General features: G+C 49.3%; 19 protein-coding genes. 17 read left to right on the top strand and 2 right to left on the bottom strand.

What is annotated here, in order from left to right; translation table 11 throughout:
• Positions 1 to 8 precede the first annotated feature (8 nt).
• Both DHAF_RS23095 and DHAF_RS23090 read right to left on the bottom strand, forming a co-directional pair.
• Positions 9 to 707, bottom strand: coding sequence for a response regulator (locus tag DHAF_RS23095; RefSeq protein ID WP_015945356.1), 699 nt, complete (start codon positions 705 to 707; stop codon positions 9 to 11).
• Positions 697 to 2,214, bottom strand: coding sequence for a DUF4118 domain-containing protein (locus DHAF_RS23090; RefSeq protein WP_015945355.1), 1,518 nt, complete (start codon positions 2,212 to 2,214; stop codon positions 697 to 699). The genes DHAF_RS23095 and DHAF_RS23090 overlap by 11 nt, the downstream gene beginning before the upstream one ends.
• A 271-nt stretch (positions 2,215 to 2,485) precedes the next feature.
• Between DHAF_RS23090 and gatC the strand changes: the two genes are divergently transcribed.
• The 17 genes from gatC (at position 2,486) to DHAF_RS23010 (ending at position 18,198) form a co-directional block, all read left to right on the top strand.
• Positions 2,486 to 2,770 carry an Asp-tRNA(Asn)/Glu-tRNA(Gln) amidotransferase subunit GatC gene (gatC, locus tag DHAF_RS23085; RefSeq protein ID WP_005815936.1) on the top strand — a complete coding sequence of 95 codons (285 nt, stop codon included), beginning with the start codon at positions 2,486 to 2,488 and terminating at the stop codon, positions 2,768 to 2,770.
• 14 nt (positions 2,771 to 2,784) lie between these two features.
• A complete protein-coding gene (gene gatA / locus DHAF_RS23080; protein ID WP_015945354.1) occupies positions 2,785 to 4,260 on the top strand; it encodes an Asp-tRNA(Asn)/Glu-tRNA(Gln) amidotransferase subunit GatA in 1,476 nt (491 codons plus the stop codon).
• Positions 4,261 to 4,276: 16 nt separating this feature from the next.
• Positions 4,277 to 5,722, top strand: coding sequence for an Asp-tRNA(Asn)/Glu-tRNA(Gln) amidotransferase subunit GatB (gene gatB / locus DHAF_RS23075; RefSeq protein WP_015945353.1), 1,446 nt, complete (start codon positions 4,277 to 4,279; stop codon positions 5,720 to 5,722).
• Positions 5,723 to 6,126: 404 nt separating this feature from the next.
• Entirely contained in the window at positions 6,127 to 7,710 is a 1,584-nt protein-coding gene (locus tag DHAF_RS23070) for a [FeFe] hydrogenase, group A (RefSeq protein ID WP_015945352.1), read from the top strand.
• Positions 7,711 to 7,722: 12 nt separating this feature from the next.
• The gene (locus tag DHAF_RS23065) at positions 7,723 to 8,499 is read left to right on the top strand and encodes a 4Fe-4S dicluster domain-containing protein (protein WP_005815883.1); all 777 of its coding nucleotides are present in this window, start codon (positions 7,723 to 7,725) and stop codon (positions 8,497 to 8,499) included.
• Positions 8,500 to 8,532: 33 nt separating this feature from the next.
• Positions 8,533 to 9,783, top strand: a complete 1,251-nt coding sequence (gene nrfD / locus DHAF_RS23060) for an NrfD/PsrC family molybdoenzyme membrane anchor subunit (protein ID WP_005815882.1) — start codon at positions 8,533 to 8,535, stop codon at positions 9,781 to 9,783.
• Between the two features lie 24 nt (positions 9,784 to 9,807).
• A complete protein-coding gene (locus tag DHAF_RS23055) occupies positions 9,808 to 10,740 on the top strand; it encodes a 4Fe-4S dicluster domain-containing protein (RefSeq protein WP_015945351.1) in 933 nt (310 codons plus the stop codon).
• A 118-nt stretch (positions 10,741 to 10,858) separates the two neighbouring features.
• A complete protein-coding gene (locus tag DHAF_RS23050; protein ID WP_015945350.1) occupies positions 10,859 to 12,127 on the top strand; it encodes an alkaline phosphatase family protein in 1,269 nt (422 codons plus the stop codon).
• 40 nt (positions 12,128 to 12,167) lie between these two features.
• Positions 12,168 to 12,593: a universal stress protein gene (locus tag DHAF_RS23045; RefSeq protein ID WP_005815877.1), complete on the top strand. Its 426-nt coding sequence runs from the start codon at positions 12,168 to 12,170 to the stop codon at positions 12,591 to 12,593.
• 266 nt (positions 12,594 to 12,859) lie between these two features.
• Positions 12,860 to 13,771, top strand: coding sequence for a LysR family transcriptional regulator (locus tag DHAF_RS23040; RefSeq protein ID WP_011462055.1), 912 nt, complete (start codon positions 12,860 to 12,862; stop codon positions 13,769 to 13,771).
• A gap of 172 nt (positions 13,772 to 13,943) precedes the next feature.
• Positions 13,944 to 14,333, top strand: coding sequence for a rhodanese-like domain-containing protein (locus DHAF_RS23035; protein ID WP_015945348.1), 390 nt, complete (start codon positions 13,944 to 13,946; stop codon positions 14,331 to 14,333).
• Between the two features lie 33 nt (positions 14,334 to 14,366).
• Positions 14,367 to 14,573: a DUF362 domain-containing protein gene (locus tag DHAF_RS25475; protein WP_306316178.1), complete on the top strand. Its 207-nt coding sequence runs from the start codon at positions 14,367 to 14,369 to the stop codon at positions 14,571 to 14,573.
• The gene (locus DHAF_RS23030) at positions 14,521 to 14,694 is read left to right on the top strand and encodes a hypothetical protein (protein ID WP_015945347.1); all 174 of its coding nucleotides are present in this window, start codon (positions 14,521 to 14,523) and stop codon (positions 14,692 to 14,694) included. Before DHAF_RS25475 ends, DHAF_RS23030 begins: the two co-directional genes overlap by 53 nt.
• 357 nt (positions 14,695 to 15,051) lie before the next feature.
• A complete protein-coding gene (locus tag DHAF_RS23025) occupies positions 15,052 to 15,852 on the top strand; it encodes a methyltetrahydrofolate cobalamin methyltransferase (protein WP_015945346.1) in 801 nt (266 codons plus the stop codon).
• Positions 15,853 to 15,898: 46 nt separating this feature from the next.
• Positions 15,899 to 16,531, top strand: a complete 633-nt coding sequence (locus DHAF_RS23020) for a corrinoid protein (protein WP_005815869.1) — start codon at positions 15,899 to 15,901, stop codon at positions 16,529 to 16,531.
• A gap of 37 nt (positions 16,532 to 16,568) precedes the next feature.
• A complete protein-coding gene (locus DHAF_RS23015; RefSeq protein WP_005815867.1) occupies positions 16,569 to 17,546 on the top strand; it encodes a uroporphyrinogen decarboxylase family protein in 978 nt (325 codons plus the stop codon).
• 103 nt (positions 17,547 to 17,649) lie between these two features.
• On the top strand, positions 17,650 to 18,198 hold the full coding sequence (locus DHAF_RS23010) for a DUF2284 domain-containing protein (protein ID WP_015945345.1): 549 nt from the start codon (positions 17,650 to 17,652) through the stop codon (positions 18,196 to 18,198).
• The last annotated feature ends 18 nt before the right edge of the window (positions 18,199 to 18,216 follow it).

The raw sequence follows: 18,216 nt of genomic DNA, 5'->3' as shown, positions 1-18,216 counted from the left end.
GCAGAGCACTAGTCTTCCATCATGCGATAGCCGACGCCGACTTCGGTAACAATATAGCGGGGCTCTCCCGGGTTCTGCTCGATCTTTCTGCGGATATTGGCCATGTTGACCCGCAGTGCCTGGATTTCATTGGTATAGGGCCCCCATACTTCTTTCATGATAAAATCATGGGTGAGGACCTTGCCGATATTTCTGGCCAGCAGAACCATGATCTTATATTCAATGGGGGTAAAATGGACCTCCTGGCCATCAAGTAGAATACGCCTTTTCTGATAATCGATCTCAAGATGTCCCACTGTTACTTTTTCCTGCTCCCCGGGGCTCATCATTAAATTCTTCTGACTATGCCGGATGGCAGTTCTGATTCTGGCCAGCAGCTCCAAAGTTCCAAAAGGTTTGGTGATATAGTCGTCCGCGCCCAGATCAAGAGCTTCCACCTTTTCCTGTTCATTGCCCCGTGCTGAGACCACCACAATGGGTATCCCCGTCCATTGCCGCAGTGATTTCAAAACCTCGGTGCCATCCAGATCCGGCAAACCCAGATCGAGCAAAATCAAATCCGGACTATAGGAGGAAGTCAGGGAAAGGGCATCCTTGCCTTTCGCCGCCCTGATGACCTTATAATCATTGGCGGTTAAGGTGGCCGCAATAAAGTTGCTGATTTTCTCATCATCCTCAACAATTAATAGTAAAGGTTTATTGTTCAAGGTCAGTCCCCTCCAAAGGCAGTGTAAACCGGAATGTGGCGCCGCCCGCTTTTTTATTGGCAGCTTCCATTTTACCATGATGGGCTTTGACTATGGACATGCAGATGGATAAGCCGATGCCCATTCCCCTTGCTGAGTCGGCGCTGCGCTTACCGTTGGGAACATAGCTCTCAAAAAGGTAAGGGAAATTCTGCTCCGGGATGCCGGTTCCATAATCGATGACTTCAAACAGGGCCTCCTTCTCAAGCTTTTTTACATTGACCTCAATGGCGGCGTTTTCCGGGGAATGCTTAATGGCGTTTTCGATCAGATTGATCAGAACCTGCTCAATTAAGGTGCCATCCATGGGGACCAGCAGCAGCTCCGCCGGTACGTCAACCTTGATCCTTTGCTGAGGAAACCGCTTTCTGATGCGGCTGACAGCTGCCGCGACAATCTCCTCAGCAGCCTCGGCTGTCTTGGCCACATTCATCGTCCCCTCTCTGATGCGCGTCACGGACAGCAGGTTCTCCACCATTCTGATCAGCCATTGTGAATCCTCTTTAATATTGGCCAGCAATTGCTGCTGAGTTGGTTCATCCAGAGTTTGACGATTTTCCAGAAGGGCGGAGCTTGCTCCCAGAATAGCGGTCAGAGGGGTGCGGAGGTCGTGAGAAATAGCCCGCAGCAGGTTGCTTCTCATTTTTTCTTTTTCCGATTCCACAAACAGCCTTCTTTGTTCATCCGATAAATGCTGCCTTTCCAGAGCCAGCGCTACCTGGGAGGTGATCACCTGGAGCAGGGAACGGCCGGCTGTATTAAGCTCCCCTTGAGCGCAGGATAAGCCGATTACCCCAAGCACCTTACCCTGGGCAATAACCGGTACATAAAACCCCTGGGAATCCATGGGGGTGTCTGAGCCTAATCCTGCCTGGGCCTTATGTAAGAAGGCCCATTGGGCCACGGCCCGCTCATCCTCGGCCAGCATAAAGGAAGCATCGGCTTCAGCCGGGGATTGTCTCAGAACACCTTGGGAAGTTCCCGGATCCTGGGCGTAAAAAATTGCGGATCGCTCAAAAAGCTTGATCATATAGTGATTGATTAAATGGATGATCTTATCCAGTCCCCTGGTGACAAGAAGCTGCTTGCTTATTTCATATAAAAGCTCGGTGCGGTGCTCTCTTTCCAGGGCAAGCTGGGCCTGAGACCCGGCGCGGATGGTCAAGGCGCTGGTGAGGGATGCCACAAGCAGCATAATCAGCAGGGTAACCGGATAATCGGCCTGTATAACATGAAAAGTATAGTAAGGAGTGGTGAAAAAGAAATTGAATAGAAGAACGCTTAAAGCAGACCCCACACTGCCGTAAATATAGCCATTGGTTGTTCTTGAAATAATGAAGACAGACAAGATATAGACCATAATGACATTCTGTTCACCGATGGCCAAAGCGCGCAGCCCCATGGAAAACAAGGTTGCCGCGGTGAGCAAGCCTATGGTTTTAAACGTATCCGTCCAGCTGCTTTTCATAAATTCACCACCTTAAATTGACTATACTATACTCTTATTTTCCCATCTAAGCAAGGTGACGCAATATGGGTGAAGCGGCAGGAGCTCAGCCGGCTTTTTCTGGGCTCTGCAACGAATTTTGCCCAAGAGAAGGAGTTATAAGTCATTTGTTGAATTGTTGAGTTGAAAGGTAAATTATAGCGAAAAAGGTAAGATGAAGGTGAATTGCGCTGTAAATCGGCCTATAAAATGCTGATTCAGGCATGAACCCCATGGAAAAGGATGTGAACCGATGAAAATAACCCCAAAAGATGTGGAAAGGTTGGCCTTCGTGAGCCGCCTGGAACTGACCGACGAAGAAAAGACCGCCTATACCAGGTCCCTTCAGGAAAGCTTAAGCTATCTGGACCTGTTAAAACAAGCTGACACAACTGCCGTAGAAGCGGCGGAGCGGGTGCTGCCCATGATCAACCTGTTTCGGGAAGACAAAGCCCAGCCCGGTCTGGCTAGGGAACTGGTTTTCGCCAATGCACCTGAGGAAGAGGATGGGGCTTTTAAAGTACCCCGTATACTATAGACAGGAGGTTTTTCATGCAACTTCATACATTAACCGTTCATCAGCTCAGCCAACTCCTGGCGGACAAGGAGGTCAGCAGCCTGGAATTGACTCAGGCTTATTTGGAACGGATCCGGCAAAAAGACCATGAGCTTCAAGCCTTTGTGACGGTTACCGGGGAGGAAGCTTTAGCCCAGGCCAGGCTTGTTGATGAGCAGCGGCTGGGGGGAGAAGAGCTCTCTGCTCTGGCCGGTATTCCCATGGCCGTTCAAGACAATATTTGTACGGCGGGGGTGAAGACAACCTGCGCATCCCGGATGCTTAGCCATTATATCCCTCCTGCCGATGCCACTGTCATGGGCAGATTAAAAAAAGCAGGCTCTGTATTGATCGGAAAAGCCAATCTGGATGAGTTTGGCATGGGCTCTTCCACCGGGCATTCCGCATGTCATGACACCAGGAATCCCTTTGATCTCAGGGCAGTACCCGGAGGTTCCGGCGGGGGAGCGGCTGCCGCCGTGGCTGCGGGGGAAGCGGCTTTTGCCCTGGGTTCGGACACCGGAGGGGATATCCGCCAGCCGGCGGCTTTTTGCGGAGTTATAGGGCTTAAGCCTACTTACGGCTATGTTCCGAGAACCGGTCTGATCTCCTACGCCTCTTCTTTAGACCAGATCGGACCCTTTGCCCGGGATCTTAAGGATTTGGCCCTGATCTTAAAGACGATTTGCGGTCATGATGCCGGGGATTCCACATCGGCTTTGCTGGAGGTGCCCGATTTCAGAGAGAGCCTCAGCAACGATAGCAACGATATTAAGGGCCTGAAAATAGGGTTGCCGAAAGAATATTTTGCAGCAGGAGTATCCCCCGGAGTGGCCGCCAGGCTCCAGGAAGCGATCACGAAACTGGAGGAATTGGGTGCCCGCTGTGTTGAGGTAACGCTACCCCATACGGAAGTCGCCGCCGCAGCCCATTATGCCCTTGCCTGCGCCGAAGCCAGCTCCAACTTAGCCCGTTATGATGGAGTGCGCTATGGTTTGCGGGTGGAAGGGGAAGATGTGCAGAACATGTTTATGAAGACCCGCGGCCAGGGGTTTGGCTCCGCAGTGAAACGAAGCATCATGCTGGGTACCCATGTGCTCAGTTCGGCTCACTATGATGACTATTATACCCAGGCCCTTAAGGTCCGGACCCTCAACAGCCAGGACTTTGCTCAGGCCTTTGAACAAGTGGATTGCCTCTTGACTCCGGCCACCCTGACCACAGCTCCACAAAAGAGCGACCTGGCAGGGGAGCCCTTGACCCTGGTCCATTCCCATCGTTGCACCCTGCCGGCGAATCTGGCCGGTCTGCCGGCCCTGTCCCTGCCCTATGGACTAAGCGAGGGGATGCCCGTAGGCCTGCAGCTGATAGGCCGCCATTTTGATGAGCAAACATTGCTGAGGGTTGCCTATACCTTGGAGCAGAATACGGACCAAACCCGTCCGCAACCTAATCCAGCCGATCAAAAATGATTAATAGGGGGTCAAAATGAGTACATATGAAGCAGTGATTGGGTTAGAGGTTCATGTCGAGTTAAAAACCCAGTCCAAATTGTTTTGCGGTTGTGCTACTGAATTCGGTCAGGAGCCCAATACCCAAGTGTGTCCCGTTTGCCTGGGGCTGCCCGGCAGCACAGGGGTTTTAAATAAGAAAGTCGTTGAGCTGGCTGTGAAGGCCGGACTCGCTTTAAATTGCCAAATCGGCCTCACGACCTGGTTTGACAGGAAAAACTACTATTATCCCGACCTGCCTAAAGGCTATCAGATTTCCCAGGTATTCCGGCCCATCGCCGCTAAGGGGTATCTGGATATCGAAGTGGATGGCCGGCCTAAACGCATTCACATTACCAGGGCTCATCTGGAAGAAGATCCGGGCAAGCTGGTGCACTCAGGCGGCTCCATAACCACCTCTCATTCCTCCTGTGTGGACTATAACCGCTCCGGCATCCCCCTTATTGAGATCGTATCCGAGCCGGAAATTCGTTCCGGGGCAGAGGCTAAAGCCTATCTTGAGAAGCTTAAGGCCATCCTGGAATACACCGGTGTTTCCGATGTGAAGATGGAGCAGGGTTCTCTGCGCTGTGATGCCAATGTCTCCGTGCGTCCGGCAGGGACCACCGCCCTGGGCACCAAAACAGAGATTAAAAATATGAATTCCTTCCGGGCTGTGCAGCGGGCTATCGAGTATGAAGTGGCAAGGCAGATGGCTGTTCTGGAAGACGGGGATGCCGTGATTCAGGAAACACGGGGATGGGACGAGAACAAGGGGATCACCTTAGCCATGCGCAATAAGGAGAACCCGGACTACAGATGTTTCATCGATCCTGAACTCCCCCATATCCAGCTGACCCCGCAGTGGATCGAGGAGGTCAGAGCCACCCTTCCCGAATTGCCCGATGCCCGCCGGAAGCGGCTTATGGAAGAGCATGGGCTGCCGGCCTATGACGCGGGAATCATCACCAGTTCCCTGGCATTGGCCGAGTTCTTTGCCGCGACCCTGGAGAAATTTCCCGACGCTAAATTAATCAGCAACTGGATGATGGGGGAGCTCCTGCGGCTCTTGAATGCTCAGGCTATGGAACTGAGTGAGGCTAAGGTTACTCCTGACGGGTTGGCCAAGCTGCTTGAGCTGATCAAGAAGGGGACCATCAGCAATAAAATCGGCAAAGAGGTTTTCGAGCTGATGTTTAAGGAGGGTAAAGAACCAGAGGAAATCGTCAAAGAGAAGGGTTTGGTTCAGATTTCCGACGCCGGACAGTTAACCCAGATCCTTACGGAAGTCATCGCCAGGAATCCCAAATCGGTGGAGGATTTCCAGGCCGGCAAGGAACAGGCCATCGGCTTTTTAGTCGGCCAGGTCATGAAAGCCACCAAAGGGCAGGCTAATCCAGGTGTGGTCAATACCATGCTCAGGGAAATTCTCACCAATGAATAAAGTATAATTTACAATAATCCCTAACGACATCCACTGCCAAGTGGATGTTTTTTATTTTAAAAATAATAAACTGAGTTGTGGGATGTTTTGAAAATATTAGACTATTTTATGATTTTTAGAAGGAAAAAAGAGAAAAATGTTGAATTTTAATTAGGATGAATCACTGAAACCACATATTTGCCAGTTCGAACTACCCTATTGGAAAGGAGCATCAAGATTAGTTCTGAAAATTATAAAGAAATACCCTTGTAAGTGCAAGTGGGTTCTTATACTAATGAAAGAAAATTCTTAAATTTATTAAATACTATGAACTGCAATTATTGATGATGCAATTAAAGCACCCGTTTCAGTCTGGATTTCAACAGCAATCATGCAAAAGACATACTAAAAAGGTGGTAGTAGACATGGAAAGTAAGGCAGGAAAGGGAAGCAATCTGTCCAGACGCTCCTTCCTTAAATTTGCCGGGGGGGCAGGTATCGCCGGTGCCTCCCTGAGCTTAACAGGTTGCGGCCAACCCCTCACCCCGGCCAGTGCGGTGGGCGGTGAGGGCTGGATGCCGACCCAATACAATGAACCGGGGGGCTGGCCCACCAATGTGCGCGGCCGTGTACCCATTGATCCGGAAAACCCTGCCCTGAGGAGAGATGACCAAAAGTGCATTCTCTGCGGGCAATGCATCGAAGTATGTAAAACCATCCAATCCGTGTATGGGAACTACGAACTGCCCCTTAAAAACGAAATTCCCTGCATCAATTGCGGGCAGTGTATCCACTGGTGCCCCTCCGGAGCAATCTCCGAGCGGGAGGATATTGATCAAGTAGCCAAGGCTCTCGCCGATCCCAAGATCACTGTGGTGGTGCAGACTGCGCCGGCCACTCGTATTGGCTTGGGGGAAGAATTCGGGCTGCCTGTGGGAACCAATGTCCAGGGCAAACAAGTCGCCGCTTTGCGAAAATTAGGCTTTGACGTGATTTTTGATACGAACTTCGCGGCGGATCTGACCATTATGGAAGAAGGCACAGAACTGGTTAAGCGTATTACAGGAGAATTGCACCATCCTCTTCCCCAGTTCACCTCCTGCTGCCCGGGGTGGGTCAAATTTGTCGAGTATTATTACCCTGAACTCCTTCCCAATTTATCATCAGCCAAGTCTCCCCAGCAGATGGCCGGAGCTTTGGTTAAGACTTATTTTGCGGAAAAGAACCATGTCGAGCCCCAGAAGATCTTCTCGGTGGCCATCATGCCTTGCACAGCCAAGAAATTTGAATGTCAGCGCCCGGAAATGATTTCCGCTCAAACCTATTGGCAGGATGAGCAGGTTTCCCCTGATGTGGATGTGGTCCTTACCACCAGAGAGCTGGCCCGCATGATCAAGAGAGCGGGGATCGATCTGCCCTCTCTTCCCGATGAAGAGTATGATCAGCTGATGGGTGTGGCAACCGGAGCCGGGGCGATCTTCGGGACCACCGGCGGCGTTATGGAAGCGGCCGTCCGCTCCGCCTACTATCTGGTCACAGGAGAACAGCCCCCTGCCGCGCTTTGGCAACTAACTCCGGTACGGGGCATGGAAGGGGTCAAAGAAGCGGCAGTTTCTATTCCCGGTGCCGGTGAGATCAGGATTGCAGTCATTTCCGGCCTGGATAATGCCAGAGCCATCATGGAACAAGTGAAAGCAGGGAACTCTCCCTGGACCTTCATCGAAGTCATGGCCTGCCCCGGCGGCTGCCAATACGGCGGCGGACAGCCCCGGTCATCGGCTCCTCCTTCAGACGGGGTGCGCAACACCCGGGCCGCATCCTTATATAAGATCGATGCCCAGGCAAAGCTGCGCAACAGTCATGATAATCCGCAGATTAAGCAAGTCTATGCCGAGTTCTTAACTTCGCCCTTGAGTGAGAAAGCAGAAGAACTATTGCATACCCATTATATTTCCAGGGCTGAAGAGTTTGACGCTAAGAAACCCCAAAGCCATGAGTATGAAGTTTAGGAGGTGGCAGCTATGGCAAAGGGAGTCCTTGTCGATATACCCAAATGTATTGGTTGTGAAGGGTGTTCAGTAGCTTGTAAATTATGGAATGAACTTGAATGGGATCAACAGGAAAAAAACAAAACAGCCTTAGATCGGGCGGTGGAGCCTAACCATGGTCTCTGGCCTGAAGAATGGACATCCATCAACCGGTATAACCTGCAGAAGGACGGCACCGACCTGCGCAGATATGTCAAAACCCAGTGTTTTCACTGTGAAGAGCCCGCCTGTGCTTCAGCATGTTTCTCCAAGGCCATTCAGAAGCTTCCCGAAGGACCGGTCATCTATGATCAGAGCCTGTGTGTCGGCTGCCGCTACTGCATGATGGCCTGCCCTTTTGATATGCTGAGATATGAATGGAAAAAAGCCGTTCCCGGCATCAGGAAATGCCAGATGTGCCCGACCAGAGTGGCCAATAATATGGAACCGGCCTGTTCCTCAGTCTGCCCCACAGGAGCCTTGACCTTCGGGGAGAGGGATGAATTGCTGGCAGAAGCCAAAAAGAGAATCCAGGAAAAGGGTTATATAGACAAAATCTTTGGGGAGAAGGAAGCAGGGGGAACCTCCTGGCTTTATATTTCCGACACCCCCCTGGAAGAGATGAGATTCAGAACAGATGTCACCACCGAGCCCCTGCCCTCTTATACCGAAGGATATATGAAAGCCACACCGATTATCGGGGTCAGCTGGGCGGCTGTTTTAGCCGGATTGTTTTTCATTAATAACAAAAACAAAGAACCGCTGGATTGATAAAGTCCAAAAGAATGGAGGGAAGTATCGGCTATGGAAGTGATTACTACATTTAAAAATAAGGCCGGGGAGAAAAGTACCCGGTGGACATTTAGAATGACCCCCATGCGATGGGTGTTTATGGCCATCGCCGCCGCGGCGATAGCAGTCATCATCGTGAGGTTCATCGCGGGACTGGGGGCCACCACCAACCTCAACGACCAGTGGCCATGGGGATTATGGATTTCTTTTGATGTTCTGTTAGGGGTGGCCCTGGCCGGAGGCGGCTACGGAACCGCTCTCATCGTCTATGTGCTGCGCCGGGATAAATTTTACCCCATCGCCAGAAGCGCCATGGTGACCTCATTGTTAGGTTATATCGTTGTCGTCCTGGGGCTATTGATTGAAGTAGGGCAATGGTTCTTCTTCTGGAGACCTTATGTCTCCTGGGGTCATGCCAGCGTCTTGTTTGAAGTCTTCTGGTGCATCTCCTGCTATACCCTGATTCAGGTCCTGGAGTTCAGTGAAGTAGCCACCGAGAAAGTGTTCAAAGGGGCCCATAAATACCTGAAAAAAGCCATGCCCGTGCTGCTGATCATCGGCATTACCCTGCCCACACTGCACCAATCCTCACTGGGCCAACTCTTTTATATCATGGTGGGCAAAGTAAATGTTCTTTGGTGGTCGCCCCTTTTGCCGCTGTTCTTCCTGTTATCCTCATTTTTCGTGGGAGCAGGCATGATCATTATCGAAAGCAGTCTGGCCGGGAAGGCCCTCAATCATCAGGTGGATACCTCCGTCCTGCAGGGGTTGGTCAGAATATCCGGCGGGGCCATGATCTTATATGTGATCTTAAAGATTGCCGATATGTCGGTAAGAGGCACCTTTGCCCATGTTTTGGCCTTTGATCTGCCCAGCATCATGTTCCTTGCTGAACTGATTTTAGGCTGCATCCTGCCCATCATTATCGCCTTCAGTTCCCTGTCCGGCACCCGCAAAGGGCTGATTGGATTTGGCATCCTCACTGTGGCCGGGGTAGTCATGAATCGGTTTGATGTCTTGTTCACGGGAATGGGCAGCTATCTGAACCAACACGGCGGTCATTATTTCCCCGCCTGGACAGAGGTTATCGTCAGCCTCGGTTTGGTTTCCATCGCTTGCTTAGCCTATTTGTTCATCGCCGAAAACTTCAATATTCTCGGACATCATGAATCGGAAGCCGTGGCCGCAAAAGGGGCGAAGACCGGCGCTGCGAAGAGAAGAGCGGTTCCGCCCAGTCACATCGAGCGCCAGGCCGGCAAATAATCCCTTCAAAGAGGTGTCTTGGTTATGTATACTTGTCAAATGGTCCATCATCACCATAACTGCCTCAACACCAAAAAACCCTATGTTAAGCTGTGCCGGTTATGCGTCGACTCCTGCCCCCATCAAGCTATTTCCCTATATCGTGAACTCAATAGCCAGCGCTGCACAGAATGCGGGATCTGCATGGCCGTTTGTCCCAGTGATGGTTTTATCTACTACAGCACCTCCAAGCTTCATGAGTTTATGCTGGGGGCGGAGAAGATCGTGCTGAACTGTCCCCAGGCCATGAACGCCGGCCATGAGATTCCCTGTCTGGGGATTCTCGACCGGGATTCGTGGCTGGCCTTGTTGATAGCTGCCGGAGAGAAGGAAGTGACCCTCGTCACCGGAGTATGTGCAGCATGCCCGGATAAAAAAGCCTGCGCAGTGAGTGTACAGGTTTTTAAGGAGATCCACACTTCATGGCCGGATCATCCGGCGCTCAGGCTTAAAGTCGCCCCCGATGACGGAGGAAGTGCACCGGGCGGGGAGATCACATCGGTTCAAGCCCGGAGCGGGGGGAAGGGCTGGCGGGACATCGGCCGTGAAAAACTTGAAGCCATGCTGCCGGGGATCACTTCCGATGAAGCCTATCCTATTCCCAAGGCACGGCAATTCCTGAGGGAAGTTTGGCTATCCCGAAAGTCTGCCATTGGAGCACTCCCCCTGCCGGCCTTGGAGGTAAGTGAAGGGTGCAGAGAATGTGGCGAATGCGCGGCGGTTTGCCCTCAGGGAGCTTTAACGAACAAGGAAAAGGGTAAACAGTTAACCCTGATCTATGAACCTCTGAAATGTGTCGGCTGCCGAAGGTGCCTTAATATCTGCCGCTCCCAAGCCTTAAGCATGGAATATAAACCCCTGTCTTATCGTTTGTTTACAGGCAAAATTCTTGTACATCAAGGAAAACAGCGGTTATGACGGGCAAGACCTCCTGCTTTTGGATAGACCTGAGCAGGAGGTCCTTTGCATTTTGGGCAACTTTCCGTTAGACTGGACCCAAAGAAGAGGAACAGCTTAATGAAAAAAGGGTGATACAATGCATGTCATCGTCATCTCTTATGACGCTTTTTCCGAAGGGAATTGGGAGCTGGCCCAATCTCTGCCTAACCTTGAAAAGCTGCTTCAAAACGGTGCCTACAGCACAAAGCTGAAAAGTGTCTACCCAACCCTGACCTACACCGTACATACCACCATGGTGACCGGTGTTTATCCTGATAAACACGGTATCTTTCACAATAACCCCTTTCAGCCCTTTATTCCGGAGAAGGATCAGGAGTGGTTCTGGTTTCGGGATGCCATTAAAGTCCCGACGATTTACGATGCCGTGAAGGAGCATAACCTGACGGCAGCCGGACTTTTATGGCCTGTTTCGGGGAAATCCTCTCTCAAGTATAATATGCCTGAAGTACACGCTGTTCGCGGGGAAAATCAGGCTGTTAAGGTGTTGAAGAATGGCAGCCCCTTGTTCTGTATAGGTATGGAGTTGCGCCATGGACGCTGTCGCCGGGGGGTAGAACAGCCCTATTTGGATGACTTTACAACCCGGTGTGCTGTGGATACCATCAGGAGAAAAACCCCCAATCTGCTGCTGGTGCACCTCATAGAGCTGGATGATGCCAAGCATAGATACGGGACGGACAGCAAGGAAGTAAGGGAGGCCATCATCCGTATGGATGGGAGACTGGGCGGCATCCGCCGGGCAGTGGAGGAAGCCGGTATTCAGGATAATACAGTGATGATGGTGATCGGGGATCATGGTCAATTGGATGTCTGCTATAAAGTCCGCCTCAACCGTCTCTTGCTGGAACAGGGGCTGATCTCCGAAGAAGGAGGCAAAATGCAGTGGCGGGCTTATCTGCAGAGCGCAGGGGGAGGGGCTTACCTCCATATTAAAGAAGGGGATCAGGAGGCTGAAGCCCTGGCCCTGGCAGTATTAGAAAAGGCCTTAAAAGCAGAACAGTATGGCATTGAGAAAATTCTTCTCAGAAATGAGCTGGAGGATCTGCATGTGGAGCCATCCATAACCACTATGGTGGAGGCCAGGAGGGGATACTGCTTTGATGACAGGCTTGAGGCGCCGGTTCTTCTGGATTTAGAGGCTATGAACAAAAAGTATGCCACTCATGGTTACTTGCCGGATCGGGAAGGCTATCGCTGCAATTTTATCGCCTCAGGTCCCGGAATAAAAAAGAATCACCCCTTGGGTCCCCTCGAAATGGTCGATATAGCTCCGACTTTAGGAGCCATGTTAGGAGTAGATTTTACCCATGGCGACGGAAGGGTTTTAAGGGAAATTTTCAGTTGAATGTGTTATATTTATATTAAAAATAAAAAGGAGTGATTAGATGCTTAAAAAGATATTACTAGCTTTTGATGGTTCCGAAAACTCTCTTAAGGCAGCGGATTACGCATTGATCATGGCTCAACATAATAATGCTGAAGTAGAAATTATTCATGTAAGGGAATCCGTGACTTCTTATTCAACCCGGGTAATATACGATGCTATTGAAATGGAAAAAGAGCTGGTGTCCGAGGCTGAAGAGATTATGGCACAGGCCATCGAAAAGTTTAAAGACACGGGAATTACCTTTACAACAAGTATCCGGACGGGGGACCCGGCGGAAATTATTTGTGAAGAAGCAGAAAAAATTGGTGCCACAGAAATAGTCATCGGAAGTCGGGGAATGAATACCCTATCCCGATTCTTTCTTGGCAGCATCAGTCTTAAAGTGTTGACTCACGCTCATTGCACAACGATAGTCGTGCGGTAATAAGCAGATTTCCAAGGAAAAGAGCCCTAAGGTCAGTTTGATGTTTTCCTTAAGGCTCTTCTGGTTATCCCGCTTGTATCTTTAAGCGTCAAACAGGACTCCGGCTAAGGGTTGTGCATAGTAAAGGGCTGCAGTATAATATCAGCAGAAAAGTGAAAGTGCAAACCTTCTCTATGGAGTTGCCAGGGTACAATAGCGCTGTAAGAATTCTATTGTTGATAGTCGCCGATAAAAAAATCCGATTTAGGTTTGGAATGGTGATGGACATGCGTATTGAACAGCTGGAATATGTTAAGGAGGTCGCCAACTGTAAGTCTTTAGTTGAAGCGGCGAGAAGGCTTCACGTGACCCAGCCCTGCCTGACCAATGCCATCAATAGCTTGGAGGACGAATTGGGTGTTGATATATTTGTCCGTTCCAAAGCGGGGGCAAAATTGACCCTGGCAGGTCAGGAAGTCCTTAAAATCTCCGGGTTGATTCTTGACCAGGTTGATGAGTTATACAGACTATCGGGTAAACATCAATCCCGTCAGGAAATCCATTTAGCGGTTGCTCCCGCGGTAAGCAACAGTGCAATTTTGGAGATCATTGAAGATTACCGTAAGTCCATGCCCGCTGCACCGATTTATGTCCATGAAACTCGTCCGGAAAAAATTTTTACGGCTTTAACACGTTCAAACAGGTCGATTGGAATTTTCAACAATTCATGGTTAAGTGCCATCGATCAGGCGGAGTTCGATATTGAATTGCTCTATGAAGATAAATTCTGTGTGTTTGCCAGCTGCAAAAGCCCCCTTCACGGACAAGGGTCATTGACCATAAAAGAGGTTTTGGAACACTATCCTGTAGCTACGCCGATTTGTGACCAAGACATCTTGGCAGGGTATCTTAATCACCCCAAATTGTCCCTCATCAGCTCCGGTTTGTATAATTTCAGCGACCGGGAAAGTCTGAAGAGTATGGTCGTCAGCGATAAAGCCATCACCTGTCTTCCCTCAAGCTTTGCTTATCGCGATCTTTATGTGGAAAACGCCTTGTGGGCTCCCTTAAAAGTCAGCGATTTTGATGCGCCCGTCAATTTTTATATGGCATATCCACGGCGCAAATTGACCCATGCTGAAAGCACTTTCATCGAGTGCACACGCGCATTTTATAAAAGATGGGAGCCGGTTGTTTAACAGAGGATGAATAGTGCCTGATAGAATAGCCCGTGCGCGGCGTAATGTTTGCACGAGCTTTTATTTTTTATCACAGCATTTCTTTTCGATCACGACCCAGGCGGAATCATTGACAATTAAAAAGCAAAGCTTTATACTTAGTATACCCATAGGGGGTATTGGAGGGGAATGGATGGAACAATATTTGGGCTTAATTGTCCTGGGTGTCTTGATGGGTGCCTGGATGCTCGTGAGGAGCCACCGCGATAAAAAATTTAAAATAAGTCCTGATGAAGCAAAAAGGCTCCTGGACACCACCAAAGGAATCATTCTTCTGGATGTGAGAAGCGAGGAAGAATACAGGGAACGGCACATCCCCAAAAGTCTGTTGATGCCGTTGAACAGTTTGAAAGCCCAGGCGCCGAAAAGGCTGCCCGATAAAAATAAAGAGATTCTGGTGTACTGCCGGAGCGGCAATCGGAGCGCCGCTGCCGTCAGAATCTTATCTAAACTAGGTTATGTCAAGGTGAAAAATATCGGTGGTATTATCCATTGGCCCTTTGCAACGGTATCCGGGAAATAGCAGGGATGCCCGGCCAAAAAGAAAAGGAGGGGTATGATGGCAGCATTTATACTGGAGAAGCTTTGCCATGGTTGCCAGCGTTGTCTAAGAGCTTGCCCTAATGAAGCGATCAAAATGGTTGCCCACCTCCCTGTTGTCCATCCAGAGCAATGTAATGAATGTGAGGAATGTATGGAGGTTTGCATGCATGGAGCCATTGCTTTTCGCACTCACCCATCGATTAGCCCATCTTCAGGGTGAGCTTGACGATCTCCTCAAGCGCTGGCCTGCTCATTCCGTGAAGCCGGAATTAATCATGCTTCGAGAAGAGCTGGAAGAAGAGATAGCAGAGATCAAAGCGCAGATAGCCAGAATAATTTAGGAGCGGCTCCGTAAGAATCAATGATTTTTATGGAGCTTTTTGTATGTTTGGCCCGTAAACCTACAGACAGTATTCTGCGAGTTGTATTAAATAAAAAGGGGGATAATAGGACATAATGTCGAATAATTAGCAAGAAAAGAAAATAAATATTATAAAATTCAAAAAAGTATAAAAGGATTATTGGGTTGAACAGCGAATATAAATAAATGTTAGGTTGTATAGACAACTGAACTATAAAAGGAGATCTCACCCTTTTGGTCCTCATACAGCTGAACAAATGGCCTGAGCAACGAGACAAGAACTTATCCAATACCAGGGAATTTGTCAATACAAAAAGTAAAACGGAGGTTGATTCTAATGATACTCATTGGTGAAAAAATTAATGGGGCGATTCCATCTGTAGCTAAAGCCATTGCCGCTAAAGATGCAGACTTTATTCGCAATCTGGCGAAAGTACAATCGGAAGCAGGTGTCAATTTCCTTGATGTCTGCGCTTCCGTAGATAATGACATCGAACTGGAAACCCTGAAGTGGCTTATTGATTTGGTACAAGAGGTTTCCGATATTCCTATTGCTATAGACAGCCCCAACGCCAACGTGATTGCTGAAGCCATTAAATTCTGCAACAAGCCGGGACTGATTAATTCCGTATCTATGGAGGGAGACAAGGTTGAAGTGATCTTCCCCATCATCGCCGATACGAAATGGGAATGTGTCGCTCTTTTGTGTGATGACACAGGAATTCCTCAAGATACGGAAAAGCGTCTGGAAGTTTTCGGCACTCTTATGGCTAAAGCCAAACAATACAATATTGCCCCGTCACGTTTGCACATTGACCCCTTGGTGCAAATGCTTTGCACCTCCGAGGATGGCATCCTGGCCATTATGGAAGTCATTAAGGAGATCAAAGCTCAATATCCTAAGATTCATATCACCGGCGGAGCCAGCAATATCTCCTTTAACCTGCCGATTCGCAGACTGGTCAATCAGGCCTTTATCGTCTTGGCGATGGGCGCAGGGATGGACAGTGCTATCGTCGATCCCACCAAACAGGACCTGATGGGCATGATCTTTGCTACAGAAGCACTCCTTGGCCAGGACGAATATTGCATGGAATACATCGGAGCCTACCGGGAAGGTAAATTCGGACAGAAATAAATCATGTCCGAATGAACATATTTAATTAAAATAAGGGGGAATTATAATGTCTAAAATCGCAGAAGTTAAAGCTATGGTAGAAGCAGGGAAAGCGAAACTCGTTCCAGGTCTCGTTCAGGAAGCCCTGGATGCAGGCAATGCAGCAGGAGATATCCTGGCCGGGATGATTGATTCCATGGGTGTCGTAGGGGATAAATTTTCCGCCGGAGAGCTTTTCGTACCGGAAATGCTCATGGCGGCCAAAGCCATGTCCAAGGGTGTGGATGTTCTGAAGCCCCACCTCACCGGGGAAAGCGCCACTTCTTTAGGAACCTGTGTAATCGGCACCGTAGCAGGAGACTTGCATGATATCGGCAAAAACCTGGTAGCGATGATGCTGGAGAGCGTTGGCTTTAATGTCGTGGATCTGGGAGTCGATGTATCCGCAGAAAAATTTGTTGATGCTGTCAGAGAAAATGACAATGTCAAGATCGTAGCCTGCTCAGGTCTGCTGACCACCACCATGCCTGCTATGAAAGAAACAGTTCAGTCTCTTAAGAACAGCGGTTTGACCGGATTTAAGGTCATCGTCGGCGGAGCTCCGGTATCCCAGGCCATGGCTGATGAGATCGGTGCCGATGGCTTTGCTCCCGACGCAGGCGGAGCTGCAGTTAAAGCCAAAGAATTGGCTCATGCTTAAGGATTAAATGTTGAATAGAATAGGGAGGCGGGATACTATGTTGACAATTAAACAAAACTTGTTGGAAACCATTCGCGGTGGCAATCCTGATCGGTTCGTTAATCAATATGAGTTTATGGACATCATTCTGGAAAATCCTGTGGATTTCATGGCTCCTCCCGGAGGATCCATCAAAACAGGCTGGGGTATCACCTTTAGATGGCCGGAAGGTCAAATCGGTCAATTTCCTGTCCATGATGAAGAGCATAAAGTCCTTAAAGATATCACCAAGTGGAGAGAACAAGTAAAAGCTCCTGAAATTCCTGATACCGATGAAGCCTGGGCAGCTGCCGTGGAGCATGCCAACAGTATCGACCGCAATGAAAAATATGTCACAGCTTTTGTCGCTCCCGGTGTGTTTGAAATGTGCCACCATCTCATGAGCATGGAAGATGCTTTAATGGCATTGTATGAGGAACCCGAGCTGATGCATGAGCTTATCGACTACCTCACTGAATATGAATTGAAACTGGCTGAAATCATTTGCCGCCGCCTCAAACCGGACGCACTTTTCCACCATGACGACTGGGGCAGCCAAAAGAGCTCCTTCATTTCACCGGCTATGTTCGAGGAATTCTATCTCCCTGCTTACAAAAAGATCTACAGCTTCTATAAGCAAAACGGGGTTGAACTGATTGTTCACCATAGCGATTGCTATGCGGCCAATCTGGTACCCTTCATGATCGAAATGGGAATTGATATTTGGCAAGGAGTCATGACCACCAATAACACACCTGAGCTGATTAAGCAGTATGGCGGTAAGATCAGCTTCATGGGTGACATCGACAGCGGAGTGGTGGACTTCCCAACCTGGACCCGGGAAATTGCCGCCAGAGAAGCTGAGCGGGCTTGTACCAACTGCGGGAAGCATTACTTCATTCCTTGCTTAACTCAAGGTCTGGGCTTCAGCTCCTTCCCCGGTGTTTATGATTGCGTCAGTGAAGAAATCGATAAACTGAGCAAGAAAATGTTCTAAAAAGACAATGAAGTTTAGTATAAAAGCCTTCGAAGCTTGTCTTCGGGGGCTTGCTTTTCACTATCAGAAGCATCCTCCGACACTGTATGGGAAGGGGTGAATTATGAATCCGGAAATCACGAAAATGTTAGGCTATTTAGAAACCCTTGGCGTTAACCATAGCGCCCATATTGATACCCGGGATATTCCCTTTAATCCTGACTTTCGCGAGCAATGCGAGCAAAATGTATGCGGCAACTACCAAAAGAACTGGATGTGTCCCCCTAATGTGGGGGACTTTGCAGAGCTAAAAGAAAAAGCTCTCCAGTATAAACAAGGTATACTATTCCAGACCGTGCATCAGCTGGAGGATTCCTTTGATTTTGAAGGGATGCAGGAAGGAATGGCCGAGCAAAACAGAATTCTGAGAACATTTTTAGGATGGGTCAGGGAAAACAATCTGATCACGGACTTTCTGTCCCTAGGCATTGGCCCATGTCCGGTCTGCAGCCGCTGCTCTATTCTCGACGGCCAGGAATGCCGGCTTCCTGAGCAGGCGGTGGCTTCAGTAGAGGCTTATGGAATCGATGTCACATCCTTAGTGAAGCATTGCTGCATACCTTATAACAATGGTGTCAATACTGTATCCTATGTAAGCCTTGTCTTGTTTTAACTTCTTGGCAACAGCATT

It is taken from the genome of Desulfitobacterium hafniense DCB-2 (assembly GCF_000021925.1).
Lineage (GTDB): Bacteria > Bacillota > Desulfitobacteriia > Desulfitobacteriales > Desulfitobacteriaceae > Desulfitobacterium > Desulfitobacterium hafniense.
The sequence above is the reverse complement of the archived record's forward strand: the minus strand, read 5'-3'. Positions and strand labels throughout refer to the sequence as shown.

Excerpts from the sequence above, each read along its gene's own strand:
- DHAF_RS23090 (WP_015945355.1), bottom strand. The coding sequence starts at position 2,214 with ATGAAAAGCAGCTGGACGGATACGTTTAAAACCATAGGCTTGCTCACC.
- gatC (WP_005815936.1), top strand. The coding sequence starts at position 2,486 with ATGAAAATAACCCCAAAAGATGTGGAAAGGTTGGCCTTCGTGAGCCGC.
- gatA (WP_015945354.1), top strand. The coding sequence starts at position 2,785 with ATGCAACTTCATACATTAACCGTTCATCAGCTCAGCCAACTCCTGGCG.
- gatB (WP_015945353.1), top strand. The coding sequence starts at position 4,277 with ATGAGTACATATGAAGCAGTGATTGGGTTAGAGGTTCATGTCGAGTTA.
- DHAF_RS23070 (WP_015945352.1), top strand. The coding sequence starts at position 6,127 with ATGGAAAGTAAGGCAGGAAAGGGAAGCAATCTGTCCAGACGCTCCTTC.
- DHAF_RS23065 (WP_005815883.1), top strand. The coding sequence starts at position 7,723 with ATGGCAAAGGGAGTCCTTGTCGATATACCCAAATGTATTGGTTGTGAA.
- nrfD (WP_005815882.1), top strand. The coding sequence starts at position 8,533 with ATGGAAGTGATTACTACATTTAAAAATAAGGCCGGGGAGAAAAGTACC.
- DHAF_RS23055 (WP_015945351.1), top strand. The coding sequence starts at position 9,808 with ATGTATACTTGTCAAATGGTCCATCATCACCATAACTGCCTCAACACC.
- DHAF_RS23050 (WP_015945350.1), top strand. The coding sequence starts at position 10,859 with ATGCATGTCATCGTCATCTCTTATGACGCTTTTTCCGAAGGGAATTGG.
- DHAF_RS23045 (WP_005815877.1), top strand. The coding sequence starts at position 12,168 with ATGCTTAAAAAGATATTACTAGCTTTTGATGGTTCCGAAAACTCTCTT.
- DHAF_RS23040 (WP_011462055.1), top strand. The coding sequence starts at position 12,860 with ATGCGTATTGAACAGCTGGAATATGTTAAGGAGGTCGCCAACTGTAAG.
- DHAF_RS23035 (WP_015945348.1), top strand. The coding sequence starts at position 13,944 with ATGGAACAATATTTGGGCTTAATTGTCCTGGGTGTCTTGATGGGTGCC.
- DHAF_RS25475 (WP_306316178.1), top strand. The coding sequence starts at position 14,367 with ATGATGGCAGCATTTATACTGGAGAAGCTTTGCCATGGTTGCCAGCGT.
- DHAF_RS23030 (WP_015945347.1), top strand. The coding sequence starts at position 14,521 with ATGGAGCCATTGCTTTTCGCACTCACCCATCGATTAGCCCATCTTCAG.
- DHAF_RS23025 (WP_015945346.1), top strand. The coding sequence starts at position 15,052 with ATGATACTCATTGGTGAAAAAATTAATGGGGCGATTCCATCTGTAGCT.
- DHAF_RS23020 (WP_005815869.1), top strand. The coding sequence starts at position 15,899 with ATGTCTAAAATCGCAGAAGTTAAAGCTATGGTAGAAGCAGGGAAAGCG.
- DHAF_RS23015 (WP_005815867.1), top strand. The coding sequence starts at position 16,569 with ATGTTGACAATTAAACAAAACTTGTTGGAAACCATTCGCGGTGGCAAT.
- DHAF_RS23010 (WP_015945345.1), top strand. The coding sequence starts at position 17,650 with ATGAATCCGGAAATCACGAAAATGTTAGGCTATTTAGAAACCCTTGGC.